This is a genomic window from Rhodopseudomonas palustris, assembly GCF_007005445.1.
In the GTDB taxonomy this organism is placed as follows: Bacteria; Pseudomonadota; Alphaproteobacteria; order Rhizobiales; family Xanthobacteraceae; genus Rhodopseudomonas; species Rhodopseudomonas palustris_G.
In genome coordinates this window covers 3,969,455-3,983,626 of record NZ_CP041387.1, presented here as the reverse complement: position 1 = coordinate 3,983,626, position 14,172 = coordinate 3,969,455, and the positions used below count along the sequence as shown (strand labels likewise).

General features: G+C 64.5%; 11 protein-coding genes. 9 read left to right on the top strand and 2 right to left on the bottom strand.

Annotation, left to right across the window (positions count from 1 at the left end; all coding sequences use genetic code 11):
* The first annotated feature begins 13 nt into the window (after nt 1–13).
* From fba to FLL57_RS18310, 5 genes are all read left to right on the top strand, one after another.
* Nucleotides 14–1,099 carry a class II fructose-bisphosphate aldolase gene (fba, locus tag FLL57_RS18330; protein ID WP_047308376.1) on the top strand — a complete coding sequence of 362 codons (1,086 nt, stop codon included), beginning with the start codon at nt 14–16 and terminating at the stop codon, nt 1,097–1,099.
* A 58-nt stretch (nt 1,100–1,157) separates the two neighbouring features.
* Nucleotides 1,158–2,543 (top strand): ribulose-bisphosphate carboxylase, encoded by a 1,386-nt coding sequence (locus tag FLL57_RS18325; RefSeq protein ID WP_047308411.1) that lies wholly within the window; start codon nt 1,158–1,160, stop codon nt 2,541–2,543.
* A 293-nt stretch (nt 2,544–2,836) separates the two neighbouring features.
* Nucleotides 2,837–3,238 (top strand): hypothetical protein, encoded by a 402-nt coding sequence (locus tag FLL57_RS18320; RefSeq protein ID WP_013504454.1) that lies wholly within the window; start codon nt 2,837–2,839, stop codon nt 3,236–3,238.
* Between the two features lie 190 nt (nt 3,239–3,428).
* The gene (locus tag FLL57_RS18315) at nt 3,429–5,123 is read left to right on the top strand and encodes a methyl-accepting chemotaxis protein (protein ID WP_047308410.1); all 1,695 of its coding nucleotides are present in this window, start codon (nt 3,429–3,431) and stop codon (nt 5,121–5,123) included.
* Nucleotides 5,124–5,485: 362 nt separating this feature from the next.
* Complete coding sequence (locus FLL57_RS18310; RefSeq protein ID WP_013504453.1) at nt 5,486–7,177, top strand: methyl-accepting chemotaxis protein; 1,692 nt, start codon at nt 5,486–5,488, stop codon at nt 7,175–7,177.
* Nucleotides 7,178–7,278: 101 nt separating this feature from the next.
* Here FLL57_RS18310 and FLL57_RS23405 read toward each other — a convergent pair whose 3' ends face one another.
* Nucleotides 7,279–7,440 (bottom strand): hypothetical protein, encoded by a 162-nt coding sequence (locus FLL57_RS23405; protein ID WP_013504452.1) that lies wholly within the window; start codon nt 7,438–7,440, stop codon nt 7,279–7,281.
* 383 nt (nt 7,441–7,823) lie between these two features.
* Here FLL57_RS23405 and FLL57_RS18305 point away from each other — a divergent pair, with 383 nt between their 5' ends.
* Together FLL57_RS18305 and feoB are read left to right on the top strand one after the other, a co-directional pair.
* The gene (locus FLL57_RS18305; RefSeq protein WP_013504451.1) at nt 7,824–8,114 is read left to right on the top strand and encodes a FeoA family protein; all 291 of its coding nucleotides are present in this window, start codon (nt 7,824–7,826) and stop codon (nt 8,112–8,114) included.
* A gap of 34 nt (nt 8,115–8,148) precedes the next feature.
* Nucleotides 8,149–10,029 (top strand): ferrous iron transporter B, encoded by a 1,881-nt coding sequence (gene feoB, locus FLL57_RS18300; protein ID WP_047307722.1) that lies wholly within the window; start codon nt 8,149–8,151, stop codon nt 10,027–10,029.
* Between the two features lie 56 nt (nt 10,030–10,085).
* Here feoB and FLL57_RS18295 read toward each other — a convergent pair whose 3' ends face one another.
* A complete protein-coding gene (locus FLL57_RS18295) occupies nt 10,086–10,940 on the bottom strand; it encodes a xanthine dehydrogenase (protein WP_142883622.1) in 855 nt (284 codons plus the stop codon).
* 344 nt (nt 10,941–11,284) lie between these two features.
* Here FLL57_RS18295 and FLL57_RS18290 point away from each other — a divergent pair, with 344 nt between their 5' ends.
* Both FLL57_RS18290 and nifA read left to right on the top strand, forming a co-directional pair.
* On the top strand, nt 11,285–12,094 hold the full coding sequence (locus FLL57_RS18290; RefSeq protein ID WP_013504448.1) for an SDR family NAD(P)-dependent oxidoreductase: 810 nt from the start codon (nt 11,285–11,287) through the stop codon (nt 12,092–12,094).
* 313 nt (nt 12,095–12,407) lie between these two features.
* Nucleotides 12,408–14,162, top strand: coding sequence for a nif-specific transcriptional activator NifA (nifA, locus tag FLL57_RS18285; protein WP_047307720.1), 1,755 nt, complete (start codon nt 12,408–12,410; stop codon nt 14,160–14,162).
* Nucleotides 14,163–14,172 lie beyond the last annotated feature (10 nt).

Sequence of the window (14,172 nt, the reverse complement as noted above, 5' to 3'; positions counted from 1 at the left end):
TTGAGGAGACATCATGGCGCGTATCACCCTGAGGCAATTGCTGGATCACGCCGCCGAGCACGGCTACGGCGTGCCCGCGTTCAACATCAACAACATGGAGCAGGGCCTCGCGATCATGGAGGCGGCGGCTGCGGTCGACGCGCCGGTGATCATCCAGGCGTCGCGCGGCGCCCGCTCCTATGCCAACGACATCATGCTGGCGAAGATGATCGACGCGCTGGCCGAGATGTATCCGGACATCCCGCTGTGCATGCATCAGGACCACGGCAACGACGAGGCCACCTGCGCCACCGCGATCAAATACGGCTTCACCTCGGTGATGATGGACGGCTCGCTCAAGGCCGACGCCAAGACCGCCGCCGACTACGAGTACAACGTCGACATCACCCGCCGCGTCGTCGACATGGCGCACTGGGTCGGCGCCTCGGTGGAAGGTGAGCTCGGCGTGCTCGGTTCGCTGGAGCATGGCGGCGGCGAGCAGGAAGACGGTCACGGCGTCGAGGGCAAGGTCAGCCGCGAGCAGCTCCTGACCGACCCGGACCAGGCGGTCGAGTTCGTGCGCGCCACCAAGGTCGACGCGCTGGCGATCGCGATGGGCACCTCGCACGGCGCCTACAAGTTCAGCCGCAAGCCGGACGGCGACGTGCTGGCCATGAAGGTGGTCGAGGAGATCCACCGCCGTCTGCCGAACACGCACCTCGTGATGCACGGCTCGTCGTCGGTGCCGCAGGATCTGCAGGACATCTTCAACGAGTTCGGCGGCGCGATGCCGCAGACCTTCGGCGTTCCGGTCGAGGAAATCGTCCGCGGCATCAAGCACGGCGTCCGCAAGGTCAACATCGACACCGACTGCCGTCTGGCGATGACCGGCGTGTTCCGGAAAGTGGCGACCCAGAACAAGGCGGAGTTCGATCCGCGCAAGTTCCTGAAGCCCGCGATGGATGCGATGCGCGACATCTGCAAGCTGCGCTTCGAGCAGTTCGGTACCGCCGGCAATGCCGGCAAGATCAAGGTCGTGCCGATGTCGGAAATGGCCAAGCGCTACAAGTCCGGCGCACTCGATCCGCAGATCGGCCAGGTCGCCCGCGCCGCGGAGTAACCGGGATTAATCCGCGGCGGCCAGCGCGCCGCCGCGCCTCGCATTGCAGGAGATCACCATGGACCAGTCGAACCGCTACGCCAACCTCAACCTCAAAGAGAGCGAGCTGATCGCGGGCGGACGGCATGTGCTGTGCGCCTACATCATGAAGCCGAAGGCCGGCTTCGGCAACTTCATCCAGACCGCCGCGCACTTCGCCGCCGAATCCTCGACCGGCACCAACGTCGAAGTCTCCACCACCGACGACTTTACCCGCGGCGTCGATGCGCTGGTGTACGAGATCGACGAGGCCAAGGGCCTGATGAAGATCGCGTACCCGATCGAGCTGTTCGATCGCAACGTGATCGATGGCCGCGCCATGATCGCCTCGTTCCTCACCCTGACGATCGGCAACAACCAGGGCATGGGCGACGTCGAATACGCCAAGATGTACGATTTCTACGTGCCGCCGGCGTATCTCAAGCTGTTCGACGGCCCGTCGACCACGATTCGGGATCTGTGGCGCGTGCTCGGCCGGCCGGTGATCAACGGCGGCTTCATCGTCGGCACCATCATCAAGCCGAAGCTCGGCCTGCGTCCGCAGCCGTTCGCCAATGCCTGCTACGATTTCTGGCTGGGCGGCGACTTCATCAAGAACGACGAGCCGCAGGGCAACCAGGTGTTCGCGCCGTTCAAGGATACGGTGCGTGCCGTCTCCGAGGCGATGCGCCGGGCGCAGGACAAGACCGGCGAGGCCAAGCTGTTCTCGTTCAACATCACCGCCGACGATCACTACGAGATGCTGGCGCGCGGCGAGTTCATTCTCGAGACCTTCGCCGACAATGCCGACCACGTCGCCTTCCTGGTCGATGGCTACGTCGCCGGCCCGGCGGCGGTGACCACCGCACGCCGCGCGTTCCCGAAGCAGTACCTGCACTATCATCGGGCGGGCCACGGTGCGGTGACCTCGCCGCAATCGCAGCGCGGCTACACCGCCTTCGTTCTGTCCAAGATGTCGCGACTGCAGGGCGCCTCGGGCATCCATGTCGGCACCATGGGGTTCGGCAAGATGGAAGGTGAAGCCTCCGATCGGGCCGCGGCCTTCATGATCACCGAGGATGCGGCCGACGGTCCGTACTTCCACCAGGAGTGGCTCGGTATGAACCCGACCACCCCGATCATCTCCGGCGGCATGAACGCGCTGCGGATGCCGGGCTTCTTCGACAATCTCGGCCATTCCAACCTGATCATGACGGCGGGCGGCGGTGCGTTCGGCCACGTCGATGGCGGCGCGGCGGGCGCCAAGTCGCTGCGTCAGGCCGAACAGTGCTGGAAGCAGGGCGCAGACCCGGTCGAGTTCGCCAAGGATCACCGCGAGTTCGCCCGCGCGTTCGAGAGCTTCCCGCAGGACGCCGACAAGCTGTATCCGAACTGGCGCGCCAAGCTGAAGCCGCAGGCGGCGTAAGCTTCTCGCAGACCGACACGATCTTCTCACGGCCCGCGCTCCGGCGCGGGCCGTTTGCTTTGGCCTCGCAGTACGTCGAGCCTTGGGATGACGAATTCGTAGATCCGTTGCATTCGCCGTTGAATTGATCTCAACCGCACCGGAAGCATCAACTGAAAAGAAACGATCGGCGCCGGTTCGGCGGTGACGGCTTGCGTTTCCGGCCGCCCGTGCAATGCTGGGCTGTAGTCACGGGTCAATTCGCGTCGGCGTTCTGCTGGTTTCGGCGGGCGCCGTAACGTCGGAGAACACAGATGACTCACACTCGCTCCGGTCCGTATCAGTTTCAGATCGCCGTCAACGGTGTGAACTACGCGAGTACGTTCGTGCTGATCGACAACCGTCTGATCACCGTGACGGCGGCGGGCCTGAAACGCACAGCGCTGCTCGGCATGATGCCGCCGCTGGCCCTGGCGGAGTTCCTTGCTGGCGAGCTCGTTCGTGACCATCTCGCCCGCGCGGCTGCGGCGGCCGCCCATCCGCATCTTGAAGAAGACGACGAATCGCCGGCTTCCGCCTCGGAAGCTGCCGAAGTCGGGGAGGCAGCGCCTCCCCCGGAACCACACGAGGCGCACAGGGGGTGGTTCGGCAGGCACCTGTTGCGCTGGGTCGGTGCTGATTCCGTGCATCCGGGCGCGGAGTTCTCCCGTCGTTAGGACGTTGGCGACAATTCTACGTAGTTGTACGCATCGCCAAATTAAGAAACCCGCAAGCGGCGAGACTCAGAGTGGCCGCGGTGCAGGAGCGCAGTCTTATCGGCTGATTCACTGATTGCGAATCCGGTTCGACGCCTGGACTTCGTCAGGTGACGGTGTGCGCCGTGGTCTTTCTCACAGGATGATGTCGATGCTCGCCAAGCTGTCCATTCGTATCAAAATCGTGACGCTCGTCGCCATGCTGCTGATCGCGCTGTCGGGGCTCGGTGCCCTCAGCGTATTCAAGCTGAGCTCGATGAACGCCAATACCGTCGAGATCACCACCAACTGGCTGCCGACGGTGACGGCTCTGGGCGAGATGCGGGCGCAGGTCCTGTCCTATCGAATGAAGCTGCGCGATCACCTTCTTGAAACCAGCGACGACCGGATGGTGGCTATCGAAAAGCAGATCGAGGCGATCGATGGCAGGATCAAGGACGCCCAGAAGCGCTACGAAGTCCTGATATCCTCGCCCGAGGAGAGGCAGATCTACCAGAGCTGGGTCGCGAACTGGGACAAGTACAGGGCCGTTGTGCCGAAGCTGATTGAGCTTTCGCGCAAGGCCAACAGCGGGCAGATCTCGGTCGAGGGAGCGAGCTTGCTCGCGGGGACGTTGACGCCGCTCGCCGATCAGATGGACACTTACCTTCAGAAAGACATCGACCTGAACAACAAGGGGGCGGCCGACGCCAGCAGCGCGGCGGCTGAGACTTACAGCTCTGCGTTCTTCATTGTCGTCGCGATCCTGGCTCTTGCGATCGTGGGCGGTGTCTTTGCCAGCGTGCTGGTGATCCGCGACATCACCCTGGCGATTGCGTCGATCATCGCGCCGATGCAGGACCTCGGCAAGGGCGATCTCGCCGCCGACGTGCCGCATCGCGGCGAGGCGACCGAAATCGGCCGGATGGCCGACGCGCTGCAGATCTTCAAGGAGGCGTTGATCGCCAAGCGCGACGCCGATGCCGCCGCGGCCAAGGAGGCCGAAGAGAAGATCGCCCGCGCCCAACGGGTCGACAGCGCAACCCGGCAGTTCGAGCGCGCCATCGGCGAGATCGTCGACACTGTGTCCTCGGCGTCCACCGAGCTCGAAGCCTCGGCCAGCACCCTGACCTCGACCGCCGAGCGATCCCAGGAACTTGCGACGTCGGTCGCCGCAGCCTCCGAGGAAGCCTCGACCAATGTGCAATCGGTGGCGTCGGCGACCGAGGAGATGACTTCGTCGATCACCGAGATCAGCCGTCAGGTTCAGGAGTCGGCGCGCATCGCCAACGATGCGGTCGATCAGGCCCGCAAGACCAACGAGAGCGTCAGCACGCTGTCGCACGCCGCGGCGCGGATCGGTGACGTCGTCGAACTGATCAACACCATTGCCGGCCAGACCAACCTGCTCGCGCTGAACGCCACTATCGAGGCGGCGCGCGCCGGTGAGGCCGGACGCGGCTTCGCCGTGGTCGCTGCCGAGGTCAAGGCGCTGGCCGAGCAGACCGCAAAGGCGACCGGCGAGATCGGCCAGCACATCGCCGGCATCCAGAGTGCGACCGGCCAGTCGGTCGATGCCATCAAGGAGATCGGCCAGACCATCGGGCGGATGTCGGAAATCGCATCGACGATCGCATCTGCGGTCGAAGAGCAGGGCGCCGCGACCCAGGAAATCTCGCGCAACGTCCAGCAGGCGGCGCATGGCACTCAGCAGGTGTCATCCAACATCACCGACGTTCAACGCGGCGCCACCGAAACCGGCTCGGCGTCCTCGCAGGTGTTGTCGGCGGCGCAATCGCTGTCGCAGGACAGCAACCGGCTGAAAGTCGAAGTTACTAGATTCCTCGACACGGTGCGGGCCGCCTGAGCGGCGGCCGAACGTGTGCGGTGTCGCCTGAGCGGCTTGCGGCGCAAGGCTCCCGCCCTTGAGGCTCCCGCCCTTGAACGCAATTTCTTCCTGGCCGGGCGCGTCCCGGTGAGCGACGATCTGCGTGCGGTGCAAGACGCAGTCCGGAGTTGAATGCTCCATCGAGCGCTACCAAGACGGGCGCTGGTAGTTCGACGAATTCGGTAGTTCTACGGGGCGGCGCTTTAACACCCTCTCAATACGCATAGCTGCAAGTTGGTTCCACCGATCGTTCCTTCGTCCGGCTCCATCCCCCTGCGGGATGAATCGGACGCGACGGCCACAACCTGTCCGACCATCTTCCCTCAGGCGAGTAGAAGCCGATGTTGTCCAGTCTCTCGATTCGTACCAAGATCATCGCGCTTGTGGCGCTTCTCCTCGTGGCGACGGCGGGAATTGGCGGCCTCGGCCTGCTCAAGATGCGAACCTTGAACAACTCGACGGTCGACATCGCCACCAATTGGCTGCCGAGCGTGCGTGTCCTCGGTGATATTCGCACCACCATGGCGATGTACCGGGTGACGCTGCGCGCCCACGCGATGGAAGTGACGGCGGAAGGCAAGGCCACCGCGGCGAAGCGGATCGCAGGCGTCGAAGAGGTGCTGAACAAGCAGATCGCCAGCTATCAGAAGATGATCACGTCGCCTGAAGAGAAGGCGCTGTATGATCAGCTCGACAAGGAGCTGAAGGTCTATCTCGACGGCGCCAAGAAGGCGGTGGAGATGTCGCAGCAGAGCCTCGGGCAATCGACCGCGGAACTGGGCGTGTACCTCACCAAGACGCTCGGGCCGATCGGGGGGCGGGTCGATGCCGTGCTCCAGAAGAGCGTCGACCTGAACAACAAGGGCTCCGATCAATCCACAGCCGCGGCGGAGGCTGCCTACAGTTCGGCGACCATGATCGTGGTCGGCATTCTGGCGCTGGCGGTCGCCTTCGGGGTCGTCGCGAGCTATCTGGTGATTCGCGACATCAGCCGCGGCATCGCCTCGATCATTTCGCCGATGCAGGCCCTTGGTCGAGGCGATCTGGCGGCCGAAGTTCCGCACCGTGGCGAGTCGACCGAGATCGGCGCGATGGCCGATGCGCTGCAGATCTTTAAGGAGGCGCTGATCGCCAAGCGCGACGCTGACGCGGCCGCGGCGCGCGAGGCCGAGGAGAAGATCGCGCGCGGTCAGCGTGTCGACGCCGCGACCCGGCAGTTCGAGCGCGCGATCGGCGAGATCGTCGAAACGGTATCGTCGGCCTCGACCGAGCTCGAAGCCTCGGCCGGTACCCTGACCTCGACCGCCGATCGGTCCCAGCAATTGGCGACCTCGGTTGCTGCCGCGTCCGAGGAAGCGTCGACCAACGTTCAGTCGGTCGCCTCGGCGACCGAGGAAATGTCGTCTTCGATCACCGAAATCAGCCGTCAGGTGCAGGAATCCTCCCGGATCGCCTCGGAGGCGGTGGAGCAGGCCCGCAAGACCAATGACAGCGTCGGCGATCTGTCGGAGGCTGCCAGCCGGATCGGCGACGTGGTCGAGCTGATCAACACCATTGCCGGCCAGACCAATCTGCTGGCGCTCAACGCCACGATCGAGGCGGCTCGCGCCGGCGAGGCGGGGCGTGGTTTTGCGGTGGTGGCCGCGGAGGTCAAGGCGCTGGCGGAACAGACGGCGAAGGCAACCGGCGAGATCAGCCAGCATATTACGGGAATTCAGTCGGCCACCAACGAGTCGGTCGATGCGATCCGTGAGATCGGCCTCACGATCGGCCGGATGTCGGAGATTTCGTCCGCCATCGCGGCCGCTGTCGAGGAGCAGGGGGCCGCGACCCGCGAAATCTCCCGCAACGTCCAGATGGCTGCGCGGGGAACCCAGGAAGTGTCGTCCAACGTCACCGATGTGCAGCGCGGCGCCACCGAAACCGGCTCGGCGTCGTCTCAGGTGCTGTCGGCCGCGCAGTCCCTGTCACAAGAGTCCAGCCGCCTGAAGATCGAAGTCGCCAACTTCCTCGATACGGTTCGGGCGGCCTGATCGGGTCTGCCGCAAGCGCCCGCCGCGAAGGCGGCGGGCACGAGGCCCCGCGAATGTCGCTGATGTGGCCGGCGTTCCGATCGTAGCGCTGCTTCGTTCGGTCAGACGAACCGTTTGGCGATCAGCAGGCAGAGCAGCACCGATCCCGATGAAGCCAGCACCGTCGCCATATTGGTCAGGTTCCGGGTCAGCACCCTGAACCACGAGTCGCCGGCCGAAGCGGCCGGCCTCCGTCGTTTTGTCTTGGTGGTCTTGGCTGACATCGTGCTTTCCGGTGGGAGCTGCGATCGTCTCTCGCGATTCGGCCGTGAAGCGATCGGGGGAGATTTTGTGCTGATTGTCGCGCGCGGCGTTGGCTGAAGCCTTAACGGGACATGTGGGCGACCGTCGATCGCGCTCCATGGTTACGGATCCCGGCACCGCCCGCGCTCCGGGCTTTTGCTCAAGGCGAGGCAATACGCACCGGCGTGCTCGGCCTTCGCCGATTGAATCGGCCGTCGCGGCCGCCGATTTGTGCGAAATCAAACCAATTTCCGGCGCTTTCTTGTTAGATGCGAATGATAGCGCCTGTTACAATCGTTCTAAATTCCCAACGGCGCCGGCTTCACTGTCTTGACCTTCGCGGCGCCGATTGGAAAAACAAATAATGACCAACAGTCCCTCTCAGAACGGCCACAGCCTCAACCAGCCCATCCTGCTGGGGAATGCGCGTCGCGGCGATCGCGGCGTCGTGCAGGCGATCGATCCGCAGCGTGGAACGTCGTCGTTGCAGCCGATCGAGCTGGAGAGCCGACTGATCGAGTTCGGCTTCGTCGAGGGCGCCAAGGTCGAGGTTCTGCACGAGGGTATCATCGGCCGGGATCCGATCGCGGTCCGGGTCGACAACATCACCATCGCCGTCCGCCGGCGCGAGGCGATGGCCGTCGTGTTGATGTGACGCGCTGATTGCAGATTGATGTGGCGATTGCGCGATGAGTTCTATCGAATCCCAGCCGTTCAACCTTGCGTTGGTTGGCACGCCGAATAGCGGCAAGACCTCCCTTTTCAATGCACTGACGGGTAGCCGCCAGAAGGTCGCGAACTACCCGGGCGTGACGGTCGAGCGCAAAACCGGCCTGTTCACGACCCCCGGCGGTCGTGTCGTCAGCCTGGTCGACCTGCCCGGCACCTATTCGTTGCGCGGGCGCAGCCCGGACGAAGAGATTACCCGCGACGTCGTGCTCGGCCGCAAGCCCGGCGAGACGGTGCCCGATCTGGTGCTGTGCGTTGCCGACTCAACCAATCTGCGGCTGACCTTCCGGCTGATGCTGGAACTGAAGGCGACCGGCCGGCCGCTGATGCTCGTGCTCAACATGTACGACATCGCGATGCGCCGCGGCGTCACGGTCGATGTCGAAAAGCTGTCGGCGCAGCTTGGTGTTCCGGTGGTGACCTCGATCGCGGTCCGCAAGGGCGGGACCGCGGAGCTGCTGAAGCGGACCGATGAATTTGCCGCCCAGGCGCCCGCGCCCTCCGTCGGGGATCACTGGCGACCGCTGACCACCAGCGAGCTGCGCGCGTTGCAGCGCGAGGCGGACCGGATCATTGGCGAATGCGTCAGCCTGCCGGCGCGGCCGCATACCCTCACGGCCCAGGTCGACCGTGTCGTGCTGCACCCGGTGGCCGGTCTGTTGATCCTGATCCTCATCCTGTTCGTGATGTTCCAGGCGGTGTTTTCCTGGGCGCAGCCGATCATGGAACTGATCTCCGGCGGGTTCGAGGCGCTCGGCGCGTTCGTGCAGGCCAACATGCCCGAAGGGCTGTTGCAGAGCTTCCTGCAGAACGGCGTGATCTCCGGCGTCGGCAGCGTCATCGTGTTCCTGCCGCAGATCATCATCATCTTCCTGTTTATCCTGCTGCTGGAAGATCTCGGCTACATGGCCCGGGCCGCATTCCTGATGGATCGCATCATGGGCGGTGCCGGGCTGCACGGCCGCGCCTTCATTCCGCTGCTGTCGAGCTTCGCCTGCGCGATTCCGGGCATCATGGCGACCCGGGTGATCGACAACAAGCGCGACCGCCTGACCACCATCCTGATCGCGCCGCTGATGACCTGCTCGGCGCGCATCCCGGTCTACACCCTGATCATCTCCGCCTTCGTCCCGGCCGAACAGGTGTTCGGCTGGGTCAATCTGCAGGGGCTGGTGATGTTCGGCCTCTACACCGCGGGTATCGCCAGCGCGCTGGCGGTGTCGGCGCTGGTCAAGTTCTTCATGTGGCGCGACTACGAGCCGGCACCGTTCATGCTGGAACTGCCGGACTACAAGATGCCGCGGCTGAAGAGCGTGGCGATCGGCATCTACACGCGCGCCAAGATGTTTCTGCAGCGCGCCGGTACCACCATCTTCTCGATGATGGTGCTGATCTGGTTCCTGGCGTCGTTCCCGCGTCCGCCGGCCGGGGCGACGGAACCGGCGATCGACTACAGTCTGGCGTCGATCATCGGTCACGCGATCGAGCCGGTGCTCGCGCCGCTGGGCTTCAACTGGCAGATCGCGGTCGCGCTGATCCCCGGCATGGCGGCGCGCGAAGTAGCGGTGGCAGCGCTCGGCACCGTCTATGCGATCGAGGGCGGTAAGGAAGCCGCCGAGCAGATCGGCCAGGTGCTGGCCTCGAAATGGAGCTTTGCCACCGCGCTGTCGCTGCTGGCTTGGTTCGTGTTCGCGCCGCAATGCGCCTCGACGCTGGCGGTGATCAAGCGCGAAACCGGAAGCTGGCGCTGGATGGGCGTCACCTTCATCTACATGTTCGCCCTCGCCTATATCGCCAGCCTGATCACCTACAACGTCGCAGTCGCGCTCGGCGCCGGCTAGCGCCGGCGCCGATCCGGGCGTGACAATCCGGAACCGATAGCGGCCAGTCGCTCGGCCTAGAACGCTGAGAGCGGCTGCGCAGTGCGGTTGGTGCGGGCGTCGATCTGCGGCTGCACGGCGCGCAGGACCGCATTGGCAATCCCACGGCCGCGATCGTCGATCCCGGTCCATTGCGCATGGCGGCCGCGGGAGTCGACTTCCATCAGCTTGACGCCTTGCGGCACGTCCTGGCCGTCGCGGACCACGCCACGCAGGATGCCGTCGCACGGCGCGCGTACCGGGATGCCGCCGAGATGGCCGACCGGAAAGCCGTTGAACACTCGGCTGCCGATCTCGACCGCGGTTCGCCATTTTCCGCCGGCCTGCGAATACTGGAAGCGTTCGGCGCCGACGCCGCCCAGCGGACTGGCGATGCCGTCGGCCGCATCGGTCCAGCCGGCGCCGATGACGACGCCGCTGCGGCCGGGGCGGGTTTCGATCGCGACGTCGCAATTCGCGGACGTCGAGAAGCCGGGGCCGAGGCCGACGCTGACGCGCGCCAGCCGCCGCAGGTCAGGGGTAACGCGGTGCTTCTGCATCCGCGCGTCGACAAGGATGTCGATCGGGCCGATCGGCAGCAGGTCGGCAAGTGCCAGCCAGGTCACCAGCACGCTGTCGGACTGCCGCAGCGCCTGGAAGATCTCGGTGCCGTGGTCGACGCGTGCGCCGCGGACGCCTTCGATTGTGACCTCGTCGCCGTACAGTGCGTCGTGGAACGCCATCTTGCGGCGGATCACAGGCGGAAACGGATCGTGGGACATCACCACACAGCGGCCGGCGCGATGCAGATGAACCGCCACGGCGGAGGCGATCTCGTTGGTCCCGAGTACGACCGCAAAGCCGCCGGCGCCGAGCTGGAGAAACTGCGTCATCACCACCACGCTGTGTCCATTGTTCGGAATGGCTTGAAGCAAGAGCCGGACCAGAGCGGTGGATCGCTGTCAGTGGTACCCAGTAGCGGGATGTGATGTCGGAAAGCCAACGTTGTGTCGGATGCGCGGCGCGGCTGGTGTCGCTCTGATGACATCCCTTGGCAACTGGACGTGATCTATCAGCCTAAATCAAAGGTCGTAGCGGTTGGCCCGGTTCATGCAAGCTCAACTGCAACGAAATCACTGGAGACCGTCCCGTGCACCCAGAACCACTGCACGCCGAGCGGCCCGATTCCGCACCGTCATCGCATCCAGCTACGCGTCCTGCCGAGATGCCGCCCGGTATGCCGGCAGGAATGCCGGCCGCCGCCGGCGGCGCCTGCCCGTTTCACAACGATCAGCGCGAGGCGCGTACCGGTAAGCAGAAGACCCTGGTGCTGACCGGCGCATCGCGTGGCATCGGCCATGCCACCGGCAAGCTGTTCTCGGACGCCGGCTGGCGCATCATTACCTGCTCGCGGCAGCCGTTTGCTGATGATCGCTGCCCGTGGGCGACCGGCCTCGAGAACCACGTCGCGGTCGAGCTTGCCGATCACCGCGCCGTGCCAAGGGCGATCGACGAACTGAAGGAGAAGCTGGCCGGCGGTCCGCTGCATGCGCTGATCAACAACGCCGCAATCTCGCCCAAGAGCGCCGAGGGCGAACGGCTGACCTCGTTGAACACGCCGGTCGGCACCTGGATGAGCGTGTTCCACGTCAACCTGCTGGCGCCGGTGATGCTGGCGCAGGGACTGTTCGACGAACTGCGCGCCGGCCAGGGCTCGATCGTCAACGTCACCTCGATCGTCGGTTCGCGGGTGCATCCGTTCGCCGGCAGCGCCTATGCGACTTCGAAAGCGGCGCTGACCTGTCTGACCCGGGAGATGGCGCACGACTACGCGCCCTACGGCATCCGGGTGAACGCTATCGCGCCCGGCGAGATCAAGACCGACATTCTGTCGCCGGAAACCGAGGCGATGCTGGCGCCGACGATTCCGATGCGGCGGATCGGAACCCCGGAGGAGGTCGCCAAGGTGATGTTCTTTCTGTGCTCCGATGCGGCCAGCTATGTCACGGGCGAGGAAATCCATATCAATGGCGGGCAGCATGTCTGACACGTCAGCCGTGGCGAGTAGTCAGCCGTTAGTCTGCAACTGATTGGCAATCACTCGCGCCGTGTGCCGGCTGCCGATCTTTTGGTCGATCTATTTTGCGCTGCGTCAATGCGGTACCGGCGCCGGACTGGTGCTAGAGTAGTAATCAGTTGATTATCAGCATTTTCGCCGGTGGTAACGAACTAAGCAGAGCTAGCCATAACTTCCGCAGCGATGCAGCCAAGATGAGCACGACATCTGGTTGGAATTCATCCACAATCTCGAAACGCTCCGGATCTGACGGGGGAAGGCTCGGGAGCGATGGAGACGAGCTATGGCTCAGCGCGAAATCCGCCTTGTCGAAAACGAGTATCCGTCGCAATCGATGACCCATCCCCCAATACCGCTGAGTGATATCGCGCTCACCGGCATTTTCGAGATTTCGAAAATCCTCACATCCCCGGCGCGGCTGGAGATTACTCTCGCCAACGTCGTCAACCTGCTGCAGTCGTTTTTGCAGATGCGTAATGGCGTGGTGTCGCTGCTCGCCGACGATGGCGTGCCCGATATTACCGTCGGCGTCGGCTGGAACGAGGGCAGCGACAATCGCTACCGCGCCCGGTTGCCGCAGAAGGCGATCGACCAGATCGTCGCGACCGCGGTCCCGCTGGTCGCCGACAATGTCTCCAGCCACCCAATGTTCACCGCCGCCGACGCGCTGGCGCTCGGCGCCACCGACGAGATCCGGGTGTCGTTCATCGGGGTGCCGATCCGGATCGATTCGCGGGTGGTGGGCACGCTGAGCATCGATCGCGTCCGTGACGGCCGGTCGCATTTCCGGATGGACGCCGACGTCCGCTTTCTCACCATGGTGGCCAACCTGATCGGCCAGACCGTGAAGCTGCATCGGGTGGTGACGCGCGATCGCGAGCGGCTGATGGCGGAAAGCCACCGGCTGCAGAAGGAACTGTCCGAGCTGAAGCCCGAGCGCGAGCGCAAGCGGGTCAAGGTCGACGGTATCGTCGGCGAGAGCCCGGCAATCAGGAAGTTGCTGGCCAAGGTCAGCATTATTGCGAAGTCGCAGTCACCGGTGTTGCTGCGTGGCGAGTCCGGCACCGGCAAGGAGCTGATTGCCAAAGCGATCCACGAATTGTCGGCGCGCGCCAACGGTCCATTCATCAAGATCAACTGCGCGGCGCTGCCGGAATCGGTGCTGGAATCCGAACTGTTCGGTCACGAGAAGGGGGCGTTCACCGGTGCGATCGCCTCGCGCAAGGGGCGGTTCGAACTCGCCGACAAGGGCACGCTGTTTCTCGACGAGATCGGCGAGATTTCGGCCTCCTTCCAGGCCAAGCTGCTGCGCGTGCTCCAGGAACAGGAATTCGAGCGGGTCGGCGGCAATCAGACCATCAAGGTCAATGTCCGGATCGTTGCCGCCACCAACCGCAATCTGGAAGAAGCGGTGGCGCGCAAGGAATTCCGCGCCGACCTGTACTACCGCATCAACGTGGTGCCGATGATCCTTCCGCCGCTGCGCGACCGGCCCACCGACATTCCGCTGCTGGCGACCGAATTCCTGAAGAACTTCAACAAGGAGAACGGGCGCGAGCTGTCTTTCGAGCAGCACGCGCTGGATCTGCTGAAAGCCTGCTCGTTCCCCGGCAATGTCCGCGAGCTGGAGAACTGCGTGCGCCGGACTGCGACCCTCGCAGTGGGCCCCGACATTCGCGACAGCGATTTCGCCTGTCATCAGGACGAATGCCTGTCGGCGATCCTGTGGAAGGGGCACACCGAGCCCGTGCCCGAACGCCCCCGCCCGGAGATTCCGTTGCAGGTATTGCCGCGCAAAGCTCCGGTGGAGATCGTGCATCCGCGCGAGCCGGTCGCATCAACGGATGATTTTGCGCCGACGCCGGTCCGCTCGGAGATGCCGTCCGACGAATCGAACATGTCGGAGCGCGAGCGGCTGATCAATGCGATGGAGCGTGCCGGCTGGGTGCAGGCGAAGGCCGCCCGCATTCTCGGCCTCACGCCGCGCCAGATCGGCTACGCGCTGAAAAAGCACAACATCGAGCTCAAGCACTTCTGACGCGCGTTCC

What these genes read in the sequence shown, in the direction of transcription:
- FLL57_RS18290 (WP_013504448.1), top strand. Translation starts at nt 11,285, where the DNA reads ATGCCGGCAGGAATGCCGGCCGCCGCCGGCGGCGCCTGCCCGTTTCAC.
- FLL57_RS18310 (WP_013504453.1), top strand. Translation starts at nt 5,486, where the DNA reads ATGTTGTCCAGTCTCTCGATTCGTACCAAGATCATCGCGCTTGTGGCG.
- FLL57_RS18295 (WP_142883622.1), bottom strand. Translation starts at nt 10,940, where the DNA reads ATGACGCAGTTTCTCCAGCTCGGCGCCGGCGGCTTTGCGGTCGTACTC.
- FLL57_RS18325 (WP_047308411.1), top strand. Translation starts at nt 1,158, where the DNA reads ATGGACCAGTCGAACCGCTACGCCAACCTCAACCTCAAAGAGAGCGAG.
- feoB (WP_047307722.1), top strand. Translation starts at nt 8,149, where the DNA reads ATGAGTTCTATCGAATCCCAGCCGTTCAACCTTGCGTTGGTTGGCACG.
- FLL57_RS23405 (WP_013504452.1), bottom strand. Translation starts at nt 7,440, where the DNA reads ATGTCAGCCAAGACCACCAAGACAAAACGACGGAGGCCGGCCGCTTCG.
- nifA (WP_047307720.1), top strand. Translation starts at nt 12,408, where the DNA reads ATGGCTCAGCGCGAAATCCGCCTTGTCGAAAACGAGTATCCGTCGCAA.
- fba (WP_047308376.1), top strand. Translation starts at nt 14, where the DNA reads ATGGCGCGTATCACCCTGAGGCAATTGCTGGATCACGCCGCCGAGCAC.
- FLL57_RS18305 (WP_013504451.1), top strand. Translation starts at nt 7,824, where the DNA reads ATGACCAACAGTCCCTCTCAGAACGGCCACAGCCTCAACCAGCCCATC.
- FLL57_RS18315 (WP_047308410.1), top strand. Translation starts at nt 3,429, where the DNA reads ATGCTCGCCAAGCTGTCCATTCGTATCAAAATCGTGACGCTCGTCGCC.
- FLL57_RS18320 (WP_013504454.1), top strand. Translation starts at nt 2,837, where the DNA reads ATGACTCACACTCGCTCCGGTCCGTATCAGTTTCAGATCGCCGTCAAC.